This is a genomic window from Pseudomonas sp. MPDS, assembly GCF_013283895.1.
GTDB lineage: Bacteria > Pseudomonadota > Gammaproteobacteria > Pseudomonadales > Pseudomonadaceae > Aquipseudomonas > Aquipseudomonas rhizophila.
This window is the reverse complement of record NZ_CP054128.1, coordinates 4,276,371-4,291,390: the sequence shown is the minus strand read 5'-3', so window position 1 is coordinate 4,291,390 and position 15,020 is coordinate 4,276,371. Positions and strand designations below refer to the sequence as shown.

General features: G+C 60.1%; 11 protein-coding genes. All 11 read right to left on the bottom strand.

Annotated elements, in window-relative coordinates; genetic code table 11:
* Positions 1-24: 24 nt before the first annotated feature.
* Positions 25-2,475: a heavy metal translocating P-type ATPase gene (locus HQ912_RS18850; protein WP_076385626.1), complete on the bottom strand. Its 2,451-nt coding sequence runs from the start codon at positions 2,473-2,475 to the stop codon at positions 25-27.
* A gap of 147 nt (positions 2,476-2,622) precedes the next feature.
* Positions 2,623-3,162 carry a FixH family protein gene (locus HQ912_RS18845; protein WP_047227181.1) on the bottom strand — a complete coding sequence of 180 codons (540 nt, stop codon included), beginning with the start codon at positions 3,160-3,162 and terminating at the stop codon, positions 2,623-2,625.
* Between the two features lie 11 nt (positions 3,163-3,173).
* Positions 3,174-4,589 (bottom strand): cytochrome c oxidase accessory protein CcoG, encoded by a 1,416-nt coding sequence (gene ccoG, locus HQ912_RS18840; RefSeq protein WP_047227182.1) that lies wholly within the window; start codon positions 4,587-4,589, stop codon positions 3,174-3,176.
* 488 nt (positions 4,590-5,077) lie between these two features.
* On the bottom strand, positions 5,078-6,088 hold the full coding sequence (locus HQ912_RS18835) for a hypothetical protein (RefSeq protein ID WP_076385624.1): 1,011 nt from the start codon (positions 6,086-6,088) through the stop codon (positions 5,078-5,080).
* Between the two features lie 6 nt (positions 6,089-6,094).
* The gene (locus tag HQ912_RS18830) at positions 6,095-10,498 is read right to left on the bottom strand and encodes an RHS repeat-associated core domain-containing protein (RefSeq protein WP_260990043.1); all 4,404 of its coding nucleotides are present in this window, start codon (positions 10,496-10,498) and stop codon (positions 6,095-6,097) included.
* Between the two features lie 90 nt (positions 10,499-10,588).
* Positions 10,589-10,999 (bottom strand): type II toxin-antitoxin system VapC family toxin, encoded by a 411-nt coding sequence (locus tag HQ912_RS18825; protein WP_076385622.1) that lies wholly within the window; start codon positions 10,997-10,999, stop codon positions 10,589-10,591.
* Positions 10,999-11,253 carry a type II toxin-antitoxin system Phd/YefM family antitoxin gene (locus HQ912_RS18820; protein ID WP_076385620.1) on the bottom strand — a complete coding sequence of 85 codons (255 nt, stop codon included), beginning with the start codon at positions 11,251-11,253 and terminating at the stop codon, positions 10,999-11,001. The genes HQ912_RS18825 and HQ912_RS18820 overlap by 1 nt, the downstream gene beginning before the upstream one ends.
* Before the next feature lie 148 nt (positions 11,254-11,401).
* On the bottom strand, positions 11,402-12,385 hold the full coding sequence (gene ccoP / locus HQ912_RS18815) for a cytochrome-c oxidase, cbb3-type subunit III (RefSeq protein ID WP_076385618.1): 984 nt from the start codon (positions 12,383-12,385) through the stop codon (positions 11,402-11,404).
* Positions 12,382-12,567, bottom strand: a complete 186-nt coding sequence (locus HQ912_RS18810) for a CcoQ/FixQ family Cbb3-type cytochrome c oxidase assembly chaperone (RefSeq protein WP_003183474.1) — start codon at positions 12,565-12,567, stop codon at positions 12,382-12,384. The genes ccoP and HQ912_RS18810 overlap by 4 nt, the downstream gene beginning before the upstream one ends.
* 5 nt (positions 12,568-12,572) lie before the next feature.
* Positions 12,573-13,181 carry a cytochrome-c oxidase, cbb3-type subunit II gene (gene ccoO, locus HQ912_RS18805; protein WP_014339380.1) on the bottom strand — a complete coding sequence of 203 codons (609 nt, stop codon included), beginning with the start codon at positions 13,179-13,181 and terminating at the stop codon, positions 12,573-12,575.
* Positions 13,181-14,623 (bottom strand): cytochrome-c oxidase, cbb3-type subunit I, encoded by a 1,443-nt coding sequence (gene ccoN / locus HQ912_RS18800; protein WP_047227187.1) that lies wholly within the window; start codon positions 14,621-14,623, stop codon positions 13,181-13,183. Before ccoN ends, ccoO begins: the two co-directional genes overlap by 1 nt.
* Positions 14,624-15,020: the final 397 nt, after the last annotated feature.

The following is a 15,020-nucleotide window of genomic DNA, read 5'->3' as shown; positions in this document are numbered from 1 at the left end:
GTCGGAACTCCATGCCCGCGCGGCTCAGGCCGGCAGCGGGCGGGTATCGGGCGAGGCATCGAAAACCTGCATCTTGGGCTGGCGAGTCAGCCTCAGCGCATTCAACACCACGGTCAGCGAACTGATGGACATGCCGATCGCGGCCCACACCGGCGTAATCCAGCCGAGGGCGGCGAACGGCAACATGAGGCCATTGTACAGTGCCGCCCACACCAGGTTCTCGATGATCACCCGCCGTGTGCGCCGGGCCAGGCTGAAGGCGTGGATCAGGGCGTCGAGACGGTTGGACAGCAGCACCGCATCGGCGCTGGTCTTGGCAAGATCGGTGGCCGAGCCCATGGCGACACTGATGTCCGCCGCCGCCAGCACCGGCACGTCGTTCACCCCGTCGCCGAGCATCAGCACCTTGCGGCCCTGCTGGTGCAACTGTTGCAACACGGCCAGTTTGTCGTCCGGGCGCAAACCGCCGCGGGCCTCATCGATGCCCAGTTCGGCGGCGACACTGGCAACCATGGGCGAACTGTCGCCCGACAGCAACAGTGTGCGCCAGCCCCGCGCTTTGCAGGCGGCCAGCAATGCCGGGGCGTCGGTACGCAAGCGGTCGTCGAGGACGAACCAGGCCAACGGACCGATGTCATCACCCAGCAGCAACCATTGTCCGGGCTCATCCGGCATCACCGGCACCGCTGCGCCACTGAGTTCGCAGACAAAACCGGGTTGGCCGATGCGCAGGCGCTGGTCACCCACCAGCCCTTCCAGACCCAGCCCCGGGGTGCTTTGCACATGCTCGGCGGCCAGTGGCGCGCGGCCAAAGGCACGGGCGATGGGGTGTTCGGAGCGATTTTCCAGGGCAGCGGCCAGGCCCAGGCATTGATCACTGTCCAGGGCCGTCAGCGTTCGAATGGCGCGCAACGCCAGACGCCCTTCGGTGAGGGTGCCGGTCTTGTCGAAAATCACCGTGTCGATCTGGTTCAGGCCCTCCAGCACATGGCCGCGAGTCAGCAGCAGGCCAAGCTTGTGCAGCGTGCCGGTGGCGGCGGTAAGAGCGGTTGGCGTGGCCAGGGACAGTGCGCAAGGGCAGGTAGCGACCAGCATCGCCAGCACGATCCAGAAGGCGCGAGAGGCATCCAGTTGCCACCACAGCAGACCGATGGCCGCCGCAGCGACCAGGGAGAACAGCAGGAACCATTGCGCGGCGCGGTCGGCGATTTCCGCCAGCCGCGGCTTTTCGGCCTGGGCTCGTTCCAGCAACCGGACGATGGCCGACAGCCGGGTGTCTTGCCCCAGTGCCAACACCTGGACCGTCAATGCGCCTTCTACGTTAAGGGTGCCGGCCGTCACCGTGTCGCCCACTTGGCGAGGTTGTGGCAGGTATTCGCCGGTCAGCAGTGATTCGTCCACGCTGGACTGGCCGTCGAGGATTCTGCCGTCGGCCGGCAGAACCGCTCCGGGATGCACCAGGACCCGGTCGCCGGTGCGCAATTCGCTGAGGAGGATTCGTTCGCTCTGGCCGTTATCCTCCAGGCGCAGGCACGAGGCCGGCAGCAGATTGACCAGTTGTGCGGTGGCGGCAGCGGTGCGCTCCCGGGCACGGCGTTCCAGGTAGCGACCGGCCAGAAGGAACAGTGCGAACATGCCCACGGCATCGAAATACAGCTCGCCCACCCCGGTGACGGACGTCCAGATCCCGGCCACGTAGGCACCGCCAATGGCCAGGGACACCGAAACGTCCATGGTCAGGTGTCGGGTGCGCAGGTCGCGCATCGCGCCCTTGAAGAACGGCGCGCAGCTATAGAACACGATAGGTGTGGTGAGGAACAGCGCGACCCAGCGCAGGATGGTGTGCATCTCCGGGCTCAGGTCGATGTTGAATTCCGGCCAGGTGGCCATGGTCGCCATCATCGCCTGGAACCAGAGCAAACCGGCTACGCCCAATTGGCGCAGGGCCAGGCGATTTTGCGCGGCCAACTGTTCGCTGGCCTGATCGGCCTGGTAGGGATGGGCGACGTAGCCGATCTGGCGCAGTTCGGCCAGCAAGGTGCTCAGCGGCAATTGAGCGTCGGCCCAGCTCACGTGCAGGCGGTGATTGGACAGGTTCAGCCGCGCCTCGGCCACGGCCGGCAGGCTGCGCAGTTGTTTTTCGATCAGCCAGCCGCAGGCGGCGCAACTGATGCCTTCGATCAGCAGCGTGGTTTCGGCCAGCTCGCCTTCATGGCGCACGAACGACTGCTGCACGTCCGGGCGGTCGTACAGCGCCAGCTCATCGATCAACTGGACCGGCAGGGTTTCGGGGTTGGCCGACGCTTCGCTGCGATGCTGGTAATAGCTTTCCAAACCACCAGCGACAATGGCCTCGGCCACCGCCTGGCAGCCCGGGCAGCACAGCTCACGGGTTTCACCCAGGACAACGGCGGTGAAGCGACTGCCCGGGGGGACGGGCAGGGCGCAGTGGTAGCAAGGCAGTGGGGTGGTCATGAGGTATTCACATATCGAAACTTTCTGGCATCTGAAGGCCTTTTCGCGAGCAGGCTCGCTCCCACAGGTCTGCGTCGCTGTGAATTGAACCTAACGACACCTCAATGTGGGAGCGAGCCTGCTCGCGATTGCGCGCAGCGCAGCCGTCTATTTCTTCAGGTCTTCAGCGCCTTGCAGCGGTTCATCGCCGAGCAGGATGGCCTGGTCATGGTTGATCTGCTCTTCTTCGAACAGGCGCCAGGTCTTGTCGTTCTCCACACCCAGCAATTCGACAAAGCGCCGGCCTTCGATCTTGTCCGTCAATTGACCGACATACCGTCCCGGCTCGCTGTCGTTGCGCGTCAGGACGATCTTGCGATCCTTCTCCGGCTGGGTGGGCGAGATCAGGCTCAGTTCCAGGGTCTGGGGCCGGCTGTCGCCGCTCAGGCGCAGGTTCACTTCGCCGGTGACGTCATCCAGTTGCACGTTGGCATGCAGTTGCAGGGTCTGGCCCAGCAGTTCGCGCTCCAGGGAGCGGTTGATGCCCTTGCCGGCTTCGTAGTAGTTGTCGTTGACCAGGTTGTCCGGGTTGTTCACGGCGATGGTCACCATGGTCAGACTCAGCGTCACCGAGCAGGCCAGGATCGCAATGATGATCCACGGCCAGAGATGCTTGTACCAGGGGCTGGTGGCGGTTGCTGCAGGCATGTTCAGTTCTCTCAACGAATTTGTGGGCCGATGAACCGGCTCTTGGCTTCAACATGAACGCTGTCGTCATCGGCATCCTTGAGGATGAACGTCACCTCGTTGGTGCTCGACGGCAGTTGGTCCGGTGCACTGGACAGTTCTACCGGCTGGGTGAAGATCTCACCGGCCGCGACCTTGATTTCCCGTCGTCCCTGGAGCTTGAGATCCGGCAGGCCGGAGGCCTCCAGCACGTACGTATGGTCGTGCTGGTCCTTGTTCATGATCTTGAGGCTGTAGACGTTCTCGATCCGGCCTTCGGCGTTCTCGCGGTACAGCACGCGGTCCTTGCTGACGTCGAAACCGACCAGCGAACGCATGAAGAACGCGGTCACCAGCAGACTGATCATTGCCAGCAGCACCAGGGCATAACCGATCAGGCGTGGGCGCAGTTTATGGGTTTTCTGCCCCGAGAGGTTATGTTCGGTGGTGTAACTGATCAGCCCGCGCGGATAATCCATCTTGTCCATGATGTTGTCGCAGGCGTCGATGCACGCCGCGCAGCCGATACATTCAATCTGCAGGCCATCGCGAATGTCGATACCGGTGGGGCAGACCTGGACGCACATGGTGCAGTCGATGCAGTCCCCCAGGCCCAGGGCCTTGTAGTCAACGCCCTTCTTGCGCGGGCCACGGCTTTCGCCCCGACGCGGGTCGTAGGAAACGATCAGGGTGTCCTTGTCGAACATCACGCTCTGGAAACGGGCGTAAGGGCACATGTAGATGCACACCTGCTCGCGCAGCCAGCCGGCGTTGCCGTAGGTGGCGAGGGTAAAGAAGCCGACCCAGAAATACGACCAGCCATCGGCCTGGCCGGTAAAGAATTCGAACACCAGTTCGCGAATCGGCGTGAAATAACCGACGAAGGTCATGCCGGTCACAAAACCGATCAGCAGCCACAGGCTGTGCTTGGCCAACTTGCGCAGGAACTTGTTCCCGCTCATGGGCGCCTTGTCGAGCTTGATGCGTTGGTTGCGGTCGCCTTCGGTGACCTTCTCGCACCACATGAAAATCCAGGTCCACACGCTTTGCGGACAGGTGTAGCCGCACCAGACCCGCCCGGCATAGACCGTAATGAAAAACAGGCCGAAGGCGGCAATGATCAGCAGTCCGGACAGGAGGATGAAGTCCTGCGGCCAGAAGGTCGCACCGAAAATGAAGAATTTGCGTTCGGGCAGGTTCCACCAGACGGCCTGATGCCCGCCCCAGTTCAGCCAGACCGTACCGAAATACAGCAGGAACAACACGCCACCGCCGACCATCCGCAGGTTGCGGAACAGGCCGGTGAAGGCACGGGTGTAGATTTTTTCCCGAGAGGCATACAGGTCGACGCTTTGGTTCGCGTCCTTGGCAGGCGGGGTGACGTCATGTACCGGAATCTGGTTACTCATCAAAATGCATCCCACGGCAGTGGAAAAGTGCCGGGATCAGTACGTGCCGACCACGGTCAGAAAGGGTATTGCAGTGGTGCAATGATACGCCTGTAGGTCTAGCTCAAGGGTGCGACCTTTGGTCGCGTTGGGACTCTGCATAGAATGGTGTAGCGGATGTAACAAGTCATGACCCAGATCAATTGACTATAGACATTCCATGGCGTTGGCGAAAAAACCAAGGGCCTGCCGACTCGTTCGACAGCCCCTCCTGATTGTTTTGTGCCACTATTTTTGGCGGCTCCGCCGCCCAGCGGGGGTAAGTTCCCTCGCCACGGGGATTTGCGCTTAACCTGCGCCTGGTCATTTGTTCGCAAGCGCCAGATCGAACTGCTTGTTTCCCAATTTGATCTAGCCGCCAGGGTTTTCTTGAGCACAGCCGAATCCCGGCTCTGATTATTTTTGTGCGCTGCAAAGAGAAGCGTCAGGCGCACAAATGCATCAAGTTTCTACCGGCGGTACAAAATGTTGTAGAACGCGGTTTGCTCATCCTTGATCAAGGACAGATCGTGCCCCGTGGGAATTTTTTCGAACAGCGCTTTGTTGACTGCCATCCGACGCATGATGATCACCTCCAGCAATTGGCCGAACAGCGCTTCATCACGGACGTGTTTTTTTAGTTTTAGAATTTCGTGAGGCTTGTCTTTCAGGACGTGAAAGGCGTAATTCATCACAACCATATTGGAGACGAACAGGTTTGCCGTTGACTGAAGCGGATTGACCGCGTCGATCAAAGCATCAAATATTTTTTGCCTGTCCTGAGCATAGGTGGGCAAAAAAACGTCGGGGTACATAAGCTCGCTGTGACGATCATTGATCGCGCAGCGGTAATGGGTATCGTCGGGCTCGCTGAGTAATCTGACTGTGCTTGTTTGAAACGTTTTCAACGTACTCAGCAGTTGATGCTCTTTCCTGCTGTCGGCCTTGATCGCTTTGTAAACCAGATCAATCACATCCAGAAAAGCCACGGACCCCAGCCCATCGGTCGCCATCATCAACTGATTGCCCTCGATGCTGAACCGACGATACGCCTCGTCATCGATGCTCAATTCGAAGAGGAGGAACCTAAGCATGTAGTTCCTGAGGCGCGCATCCGCATCCAGGGTGCTGTTCTTCAAGCTGATCAGTTGGATCAGGTAGAAGAAAATAAAATATTCCTTGTTGGTTCGTTGACGGTTGTCGATTTCAAGCAGGTAGCCAAAGCGCGACAGGACCAGGAGGAGGGCGTAGCAGTCGGGTTCCGTGAAGCCGTTCTTCAGCATGGCTTTTTCGAAAGCGCTGGTGGAAAACAAGTCCCGCCAGCGGCTAACGCTGAAGGGAGCGCCATTGTGTTTTTTCGCGACGACGTTCAGTAGCGAAGGCTCGTCTTCTTTGTAAAAAACAGCACCCAACGCCTTCGGATACGGCCGGACGTTCAGGAAATTTTCAAGCTTGTATGAGAGAAGATCGAATATGTCCATCTGGCTTTATCCGCAGGTCTTCCATTTTCCGTTCGGGCCTTTCTTCTCGACACGAAATGACGTAATGGTTTTATTGAATTTATCCAATAATCGGAAACCGATGCCTCTGGCCTTGGGCTCATTCGTCTTGGACAGCACGCCATCTTTCAGGCCCGTCTCTTTATAGTCAACGGTAGAGATGTCCTTGTGGTTATTGAGCATGCTGACCCCTTCGTTATTGACGGTGGCCACTACCCGATACTTCTCATTGCCTGGGTTGAATCCAGGGTTACTGTCCTGGTTGACCCAGACCGCTTTCTCTCCTCGGATATTCGGAACCAAGCCGCCTTTGCCTCCGTTGGCGGCCTTGGACGAGACGGTTTCGCTCTCGCCCATGTACCGGATAATCTCATTCTCTTTAAGCCCCAGCGGGTCGATCCAGGTAAATGGATTCGGTGCGTAGCGATAAAGATTCAGGCTTGCGGCCAGGCCCAAGGGGTCGGGCGTGGTAAAGCGGCCTATGTCGGGATCATAGAAGCGGAAGGTGTTGTAGTGCAGGCCTGTTTCCCGGTCCAGGTATTGCCCCTGAAAACGCAGGTTCTGTTCTTCGATGTAGTACGGCTCACGGACTTCATCAGTGGTATTGCCCCATACCTGGTAGTGAGCGTGCCATAGCGGATGGCCGTCACTTTCCGTCAAGGCCTGTGGCTGACCATTGGGGTCGTTGTGGTAATAGCGGATGCGTTGATGTTCACCGATGCCGTCGACCCGGACCAAGGGCTCGTGACTGTCGCCAATATAGAGGTACAGGCTGGTCAGGCTATTTTTATGTTCCTTGAGTAATTGCAGGCCATCCCAGTCGAAACGCGTGCGGGCGATGAGACGCCCGTTGTCGTCATGTTCGGTTTTCTCAATCCTTCGGCCCAACGGGTCGTAGCGCATCCTGACGACGTTTTCACCGTCGGATTTCTGGGTTCGAACTTCAACCAGCCGGTGATCCGAGTCGTAACTGAAGCGCTGCAGGCCATGTCGCCCACTGCGCTTTTCAATCATTCGGCCAAAATCATCGTAGCGATAATGCTTATCCTGATAGCGCTTGAGTTGGTTGTGCGTAACCCGCCCACCTGTACCAGGTGAACTGTCGAGGAGATTGGCGGCGGCATCGAAGGAAAATGTTTCATTCTGGCCTTGTCGAGTGCCCTGGCTTGCCAGGATGCGGCCGGTCACATCGTAGTGCAGCAATTGGCGTTGTTGACCTTTTGGCTGCCGTTCAAGGCGCGCCACCAGGTGGTCGCCAGGATCAAACTCAAAATGGGTTTGATCTGCGGCAGGCATCAACGACGGCTGGCTGGTATGCCGGCGTTGGCGGCTGCGTAAGCGCCCGCTACGGTCATATTCACTCCGTGTGCTGATTTGGCCTTGGGTGCGCAGCACCTCTCGATGCAGCCGGTCGCGTTCGAAGTCGCTGATGACGTGGCCGTCGAGGTTGATTTGGTGCAGATGACCACTGCCATAGTACAGGCGGCTGACCCAACGGCCGTCGGGTAGGTGGGTCTGGATCAGGTTGCCGAGTTCGTCGTAGTGATGCTTCAGAACGCCCGCTGAACTCTGCTCCTCAATCAGATAACCCAGCGCGTCATAAGCAAAGCCCAGTCGTTGTTCGTTGCCGTCGTTAGCGATGACGGTGGCTTCGATTAACTGATTCAACGGGCTATAGCTGTACCGGGACTGTCCATCAGGTGTGATTCGGGTGGTCAGCCGGCCAATGGCATCACGTTCGAGATGATGAACAATGGTCCTTTCACTGGGCTGATGATCACCTCGCGGCGCTGCGATAGTTTCGACTCGTTTTACGTTGTTGAGGACGTCGTACGTGTAGCCTTTGGCGCTGCCATCAAGGTTGCGCTGTTCGGCCAACCGATCCCCCGCATCCCAGGTAAACCGATAGCTCTCACCGTTCTCATTGACCAGCGCCTGCAGCCGCCCGTAGCTGTCGTACGCGAATTGCACCTGCCGGCCCTGGGCGTCGGTGCGTTGGCGGACCTGACCGCGACGGTTGTGCTGGTAGAGCGTGGTGTGCCCGGCCGGGTCGGTGTAGCCGGTCAACTGCCCGGCGAGGTCGCGCTGGTACTGTTCGGTGCGGCCATCCGGCAATTGGCTGCTGAGCAAACGGCCTTGGGCGTCGTAGCTGAACTGGGTGCGCTCGCCGAGGGCGTCGGTGATGGTCTGCAGGTAGCCGCGCTGGTCGTAGCTGAACCGTGTCGGGTAACCCGAGCAATCGATGTGCTCCACCAACTGCCCGAACGGATTCCAGCGCAGCTTTTTAAGCTTGCCGGTGGCGTCGATGATTTCGATGACCTGACCGTGGGCGTCATAGCGGTAGCGGGTGACGTGGCCCAGGGGATCGGTTTCGGCGGTGCAGTTGCCGCGTTGATCGTAGCGGTATTTCCAGCTGTGGCCGGCGGCGTCGGTGTCCACCAGCGGCAGCGCCCAGTGCTCGAGCCATAACGTCGAATCACTGCGGCCCAACGGATCGGTCTCGCCGATCAGGTTACCGGCCTCGTCGTAGCTGTATTCATAGCGCCCGCCCTGTGGGTCGGTGGCGCTGAGCAGTTGGCGTTCGTCGTTCCACTCGAACAGCCAGGTCTGGCCGAGGTTGTCGCTGTATCGGGTGATCTGGTGTTGGCTGTTCCAGTGGCGCGTGCTGACGCGCTGCAAACCGTCGGTAATGCGGGTTACACCGGCCTTGAGGTCATAGTCGAACTGGTAGGTGTCGCCCTCGTCGGTCCAGTGCCGGACCACGCGCCATTCCTGGTCTTCGACCAAGGCCCATTCGTAGAAGCAACGCAGCCCAGTGGGCAGTTGGTGTTCCAGCATTCGCTGGCCGGCGTCGTAGCTGAAACGCCGTTGCACCTGGCCGGTGGCGTCGCGTACTTCGCTCAGGTTGTTCGCTGTGTCGTAGGCGTAGCTGACCAGCACTTCGCGCTGTTGGTCGGGGTAGAGGCGTTCTATCTGGGTGACGCGTTCGCGCTCGCGGATCAGCTCGACTTGCACCAGATCGAAGGTGTCGCGCAGGCGTATCAGTCGTCCGGCGGCGTCGTAGTCGAGGAAGATGCGATTGTCGTTGCGGTCACCGAGTTGGCTCAGGCGCAGCAGGGATGTGTGGCCCGGCGTGGGTTCGAATAGGCGATACACACCGTCGTCGCTTTCGATCAGCAACTGCCCGTTGAGATGACGTCGCACGGCCAGGCCTTCGCCAGCACTGAACACCGCGCCGCCCAACGGGATCGAACCCATGTCGATGGGCCGGGCCTGTTCGTCGGTGTAGAGCAGGGTCTCGCCGCCCTCGGGATGGGCCAGGATCTCCACCTGCACCTCGTAGACCACGCTCCAGCCCGCACCGAACATACCTTCGCGGCGCTCGTCGCGGCTGTTGTAGAAGCGTTGCCAGTCGATTGGCAGAACACCGGGCAAAACGAAGTCCAGCTCTTCATCGCGGCCCAGCACCTTGGCGCCGGTGGCGGCATGCACCGGGTTCGACGAACCCATGGCGGCGTTGGCCGCGGCGCCCATAGCGCTGCTGACCGCCATCGACGCCGCGCCACCGGCCAGCATGCACGGCAGTTTGCTGAAGAACTTGCCCTTGCCCCCCTTGAGCATCAGCAACGCGGTGACCGCCAGCCCCACGCCCGGGGTCTTGCCGCTGCGAATCTCACGCACCACCACTGAGCCGCCGCCGATGGTCACGTCCGGGGAAATCAACCCGGCCGAGACCACCGTCGCATCGCAGGTGCTGCGGTCGCCGCTGCGCACGGCGGGCTGGCCATTGATGGTGACTTTGTCCGAGCCTTCAGCCATGAACTGCGGCGGCATCGGGGGGTGCTTGGTGCAGATCACCAGGTCTTCCGGCCGAGTCTCTGTGCCGGGGGCGGGCGAGGCGACGGTGGGGCGCCACATCTGCGAGAAGAAGTTGCCGGCCATGTCCAGGTAACTGGGCTCGGCTTCTTCTTCCGGCTCGGGCATGTCCAGTTCAGTGCCGGCCGGCGCGACATGGGAAACAACCGCTCCGGCGGCGCGGGCCGAGGGGATGTTGTTGGTAAAGGTGTCCTTGGAGCCGGTGAGGATGTTGGCCTGCACCGTGGGCGGGAAGAGCGCGTTGCCGATGCCTTCGCAGATATTGCTCAGGCCTTCGTCGGCCCCGGTCTTGCTCATGGCAATGCCCACGACCGCCCCCACCACCGCACCGAGCAGGAAACAACCCAAGCCACCCGTGGCGACGGTGATGCCGGTGGCGGCCACCACCGCTGCCGTCGCCAGGGCGGTGATGGCGATGTTGGCCGCCACTTCCAGCACGCCGCCGAGAATGTCGGCCATCATGGAGGTGTGGTTCAGTGCATCGCCCAGGCGAGCGGCCCAGAGCGCGTCAGACATGCCGGGGGCTCATCGTTGCGCGCTGAAGTGTTTCGATGCCCATTGCGCCTATCTCCTTGGCGGTAATTGATGGTCCGTCGCGACGTTATATTAGCTTGACCATGGATTGAGCAAGGCCACGCCGCTGCTTTGAAAATCACTCACATTGCGGGTGACCACGGTCAGGCCATGGACCAGCGCGGTGGCGGCAATCAGTGCATCGCATTCATTGCTGCGATCCGGTATATGCAGGCGAGCGCAGCGCAGCGCGACGGTGCGGTCGACCGCCAGGATCCTGCCGGAAAATGCGGGCAGGACGTGGTTATCCAGCCACGCGCGCAGGCGGCTGCCTTGCACCGGATCTTTGCGTTCGAAGCGCATTACACCAGTTTCCAGCTCCAATACGGTGATTGCCGAGACATACAGGTTGGGGGCGGACACGCTCCGTGCCCAGGCCTGTACGTTTTTATCTGCATGCGGCTTGCGCAGTTCCGAAATGACATTGGTGTCGAGTAGAAACATCAGGACAGGTCCACTGGCCGGGGAGTGATGACGGCACGTTCGGTATCGAAATCGGTATCCGGCGCGTCAGGCATGACCAGCAACTCGACAATGCTGGTGCCAATGCCGGTCAGTTTCTGGTACTGCTCAATGCTTAGCAGTACGTGGGCCGGCTTGCCACGGTCAGTGATGATGACTGGCCCCTGGCGGGCGGCTTTTTTGGCACCACTTGTGTCGTGGTTGAATTCGCGGCTGGAAATGGTCGTGATGGACATGGCAGTGCCCTCATAAACTACAATGTAGGCACGTTACTACTGGCGTGGGCGGCGAGCAAGTTAAACAGCTTCGCTCCTGGATACCCACCAATAAAAAAGGCCCCGCCAACATGGGTTGACGGGGCCTTTGGTACATCAGGCGTGTGCCTTACTGGGCATCGGCGGCTGGCGCCGGTTCCCCATGAGACAGGCTGTAGACGTACGCAGCCAGCAGGTGGACCTTGTCGTTACCCTGCAGATCGGCCTGGGCAGGCATCTGGCCCTGGCGACCGTAACGGATGGTCTGCTGCAGCTGAGCGAAGCTCGAACCGTAGATGAAACCGGCCGGGTGCGTCAGGTCAGGTGCGCCCATGGCAGGCGTGCCCTTGCCAGCTGGGCCGTGGCAGGCCACGCAGTTAGCCGCGAACAGCTTCTGGCCGTTGGCCGGATCGGCCTTGGCGCCTTCCGGCAGTTTACGGCCGTGCAGACTGGTCACCACGTAGGCGGAGACGTCGGCAACGCCTTGCTCGCCAACCACGGCAGCCCAGCCCGGCATCACGGCATGACGACCGCCCATGATGGTGGTCTTGATGGTTTCCGGCTCACCACCCCAGCGCCAGTCGGCGTCGGTCAGGTTCGGGAAGCCATAGGCACCCTTGGCGTCGGAACCGTGGCAGACCGAGCAGTTGGAGGCGAACAGGCGGCCACCCATCTTCAGGGCTTGCGGGTCTTTGGCGACTTCTTCAATCGGCATGGAGGCGAACTTGGCGAAGATCGGGCCGAACTTGGCATCCGAACGCGCCATTTCCTTTTCCCACTCGTGAACGCCGGTCCAGCCGGTCTGGCCATTGGCGAAAGGGGTCTGCTTTTCGGTGTCCAGGTAGTTATACCCTGGCAGCAGGCCTTTCCAGTTGCCCAAGCCCGGGTAGAGCACCAGATAACCCAAGGCGAAGACAATGGTGCCCACGAACAACATGAACCACCATTTAGGCAGTGGGTTGTCGTACTCTTCGATGCCATCGAACGAGTGACCAACAGTCTCGTCCGTTTGTTCGGCGCGCTGGCCCTTACGGGTCGACAGCAGCAGCCAGGTCAGGGCGAAGATCGTACCCAGACTGAGGACTGTGACGTACAGACTCCAGAACGTAGTCATTCTTTGTTACTCCTAGAAGCTTGCTCGACGTGCTTGATGGCTTCGGGATCATCCGCGAACGGCAGCAAGGTCGCGTCGTCAAACTCCGACTTGCGCTTGGGGCTGAACACCCACAACGCCAGACCGATAAAGGCCACCATCACGACGACGGTGCCCAGGCCACGAATCATCCCGATATCCATCTAAATCACCGTTTGCTTTTGATGATGGTGCCCAGGCCTTGCAGATAGGCCACCAGCGCGTCCATTTCAGTCTTGCCCTTCACGGCATCCTTGGCACCGGCGATGTCTTCATCGGTGTAAGGCACGCCCAGGGTACGCAAGACTTCCATTTTCTTGGCGGTGTCTTTGCCGTCGAGCTTGTTTTCTACGAGGAACGGGTAAGCCGGCATTTTCGACTCAGGCACTACGTTGCGCGGGTTGTACAGGTGCGCACGCTGCCAGTCGTCGGAGTAGCGACCGCCCACACGGGCCAGGTCCGGGCCGGTACGCTTGGAACCCCACAGGAACGGGTGGTCCCAGACGCTTTCACCGGCAACCGAGTAGTGGCCATAGCGTTCGGTTTCGGCGCGAAACGGACGGATCATCTGCGAGTGGCAGCCGACACAGCCGTTGGCGATGTAGACGTCGCGACCTTCCAGTTCAAGGGCGGTGCGTGGCTTCATGCCTTCGACCGGCTTGTTGGTCACGTCCTGGAAAAACAGCGGAACGATCTGGGTCAGGCCGCCGATGCTGACGGCGATGACCATGAAGAAGGCCAGCAGGCCAATATTCTTCTCTACTGTTTCGTGCTTCATCAGTGAGCTCCAACTACGGCGATCTTGGCGGCGGCTTCAGCTTCAGCCGGGTCAGAGGCACGAACGGTGCGATACACGTTGTAGGCCATGAACAGCATGCCGCTGGCGAAGAACGCGCCGCCCAGGGCACGGACGATGAAACCAGGGTGGCTGGCTTGCAGCGCTTCAACGAACGAGTAGGTCAGGGTGCCGTCGTCGTTGATTGCACGCCACATCAGGCCCTGGGTGATGCCGTTGACCCACATCGAGGCGATGTAGAGCACGGTGCCGATGGTGGCGAGCCAGAAGTGAGTGTTGATCAGGCCGGTGCTGTGCATCTGCGCACGACCGAACAGTTTCGGGATCATGTGGTAGATCGCGCCGATGGAAATCATCGCAACCCAGCCCAAGGCCCCGGCGTGTACGTGACCGATGGTCCAGTCGGTGTAGTGGCTCAGGGAGTTGACGGTCTTGATGGCCATCATCGGGCCTTCGAAGGTCGACATGCCGTAGAACGCCAGGGAAACCACCAGGAACCGCAGGATCGGGTCGGTGCGCAGCTTATGCCAGGCGCCCGAGAGGGTCATCATGCCGTTGATCATGCCGCCCCAGCTCGGAGCCAGCAGAATGATCGACATCGCCATGCCCAGGGACTGTGCCCAGTCCGGCAGCGCGGTGTAGTGCAGGTGGTGCGGGCCGGCCCAGATGTACAGGGTGATCAGCGCCCAGAAGTGGACGATGGACAGGCGATAGGAATAGATCGGACGCTCGGCCTGTTTCGGCACGAAGTAATACATCATCCCCAGGAAGCCGGTGGTCAGGAAGAAGCCCACGGCGTTGTGGCCGTACCACCACTGGATCATCGCGTCGGTGGCGCCCGAGTAGGCCGAGTAAGACTTGAAGAAGCTGACCGGCAGGGACGCGTGGTTGACGATGTGCAGCATGGCGGTCACGACGATGAAGGCACCGTAGAACCAGTTACCGACATAGATGTGCTTGGTCTTGCGCTTGACGATAGTGCCGAAGAACACCAGACCGTAGGTCACCCAGACGATGGCCAGCAGAATAGCCAGGGGCCATTCCAGCTCTGCGTATTCCTTGGTGGTGGTGAAACCCATCGGCAAGGTCACGATCGCACCGACGATGACCGCTTGCCAACCCCAGAAGGTGAAGGCGGCGAGGCTGTCGGAAATCAGTCGCGTTTGGCAGGTTCGCTGCACGACGTAATAGGAAGTGGCAAACAACGCACAACCACCGAAGGCGAAGATCACCAGGTTGGTGTGCAGCGGGCGCAGGCGTCCAAACGTCGTCCATGGCAGATCGAAGTTCAACTCCGGCCAGACCAGTTGCGAGGCGATGAATACACCGAGCCCCATGCCAAGGATCCCCCAGACCACCGTCATGATGGCGAACTGGCGGACTACCTTATAGTTATAAGCAGTCGGACTGATTGCTGTGCTCATTCTAAGGTTCCACGGTTTGGGTGTTTTATTAGGATAAAAATCGGTCGCAAGTATGGAGAAAGCGGGGGGTCATTGCAACGCGCCATGACCTGGGTCAATGCTTTCCAAAGCAGATTCTGCGGCCTTTCCATGTGCTGAGTAGGGACAAAATTGGCCCTCGGTAAAATGTCGCAACGAAGGAAAGAGGCGAGGGGGGCAGGTCGGTTGTAACGGGGTGTGTTCGAGCACGGCGTTCGGGTGATGCCAGGTAACTGTCGCAACAGCCGGTATTCACCTGCCTTTGCGGCCTTTTTGTCGAACGATTGTCGAACGCATCGGGTCGGGTAGACCTGAAACCGGCAGTCGCCAGCGCACGCAGAGGCAAGCTTAGACTTGATTCCGGGGAACCGAAAGGAAG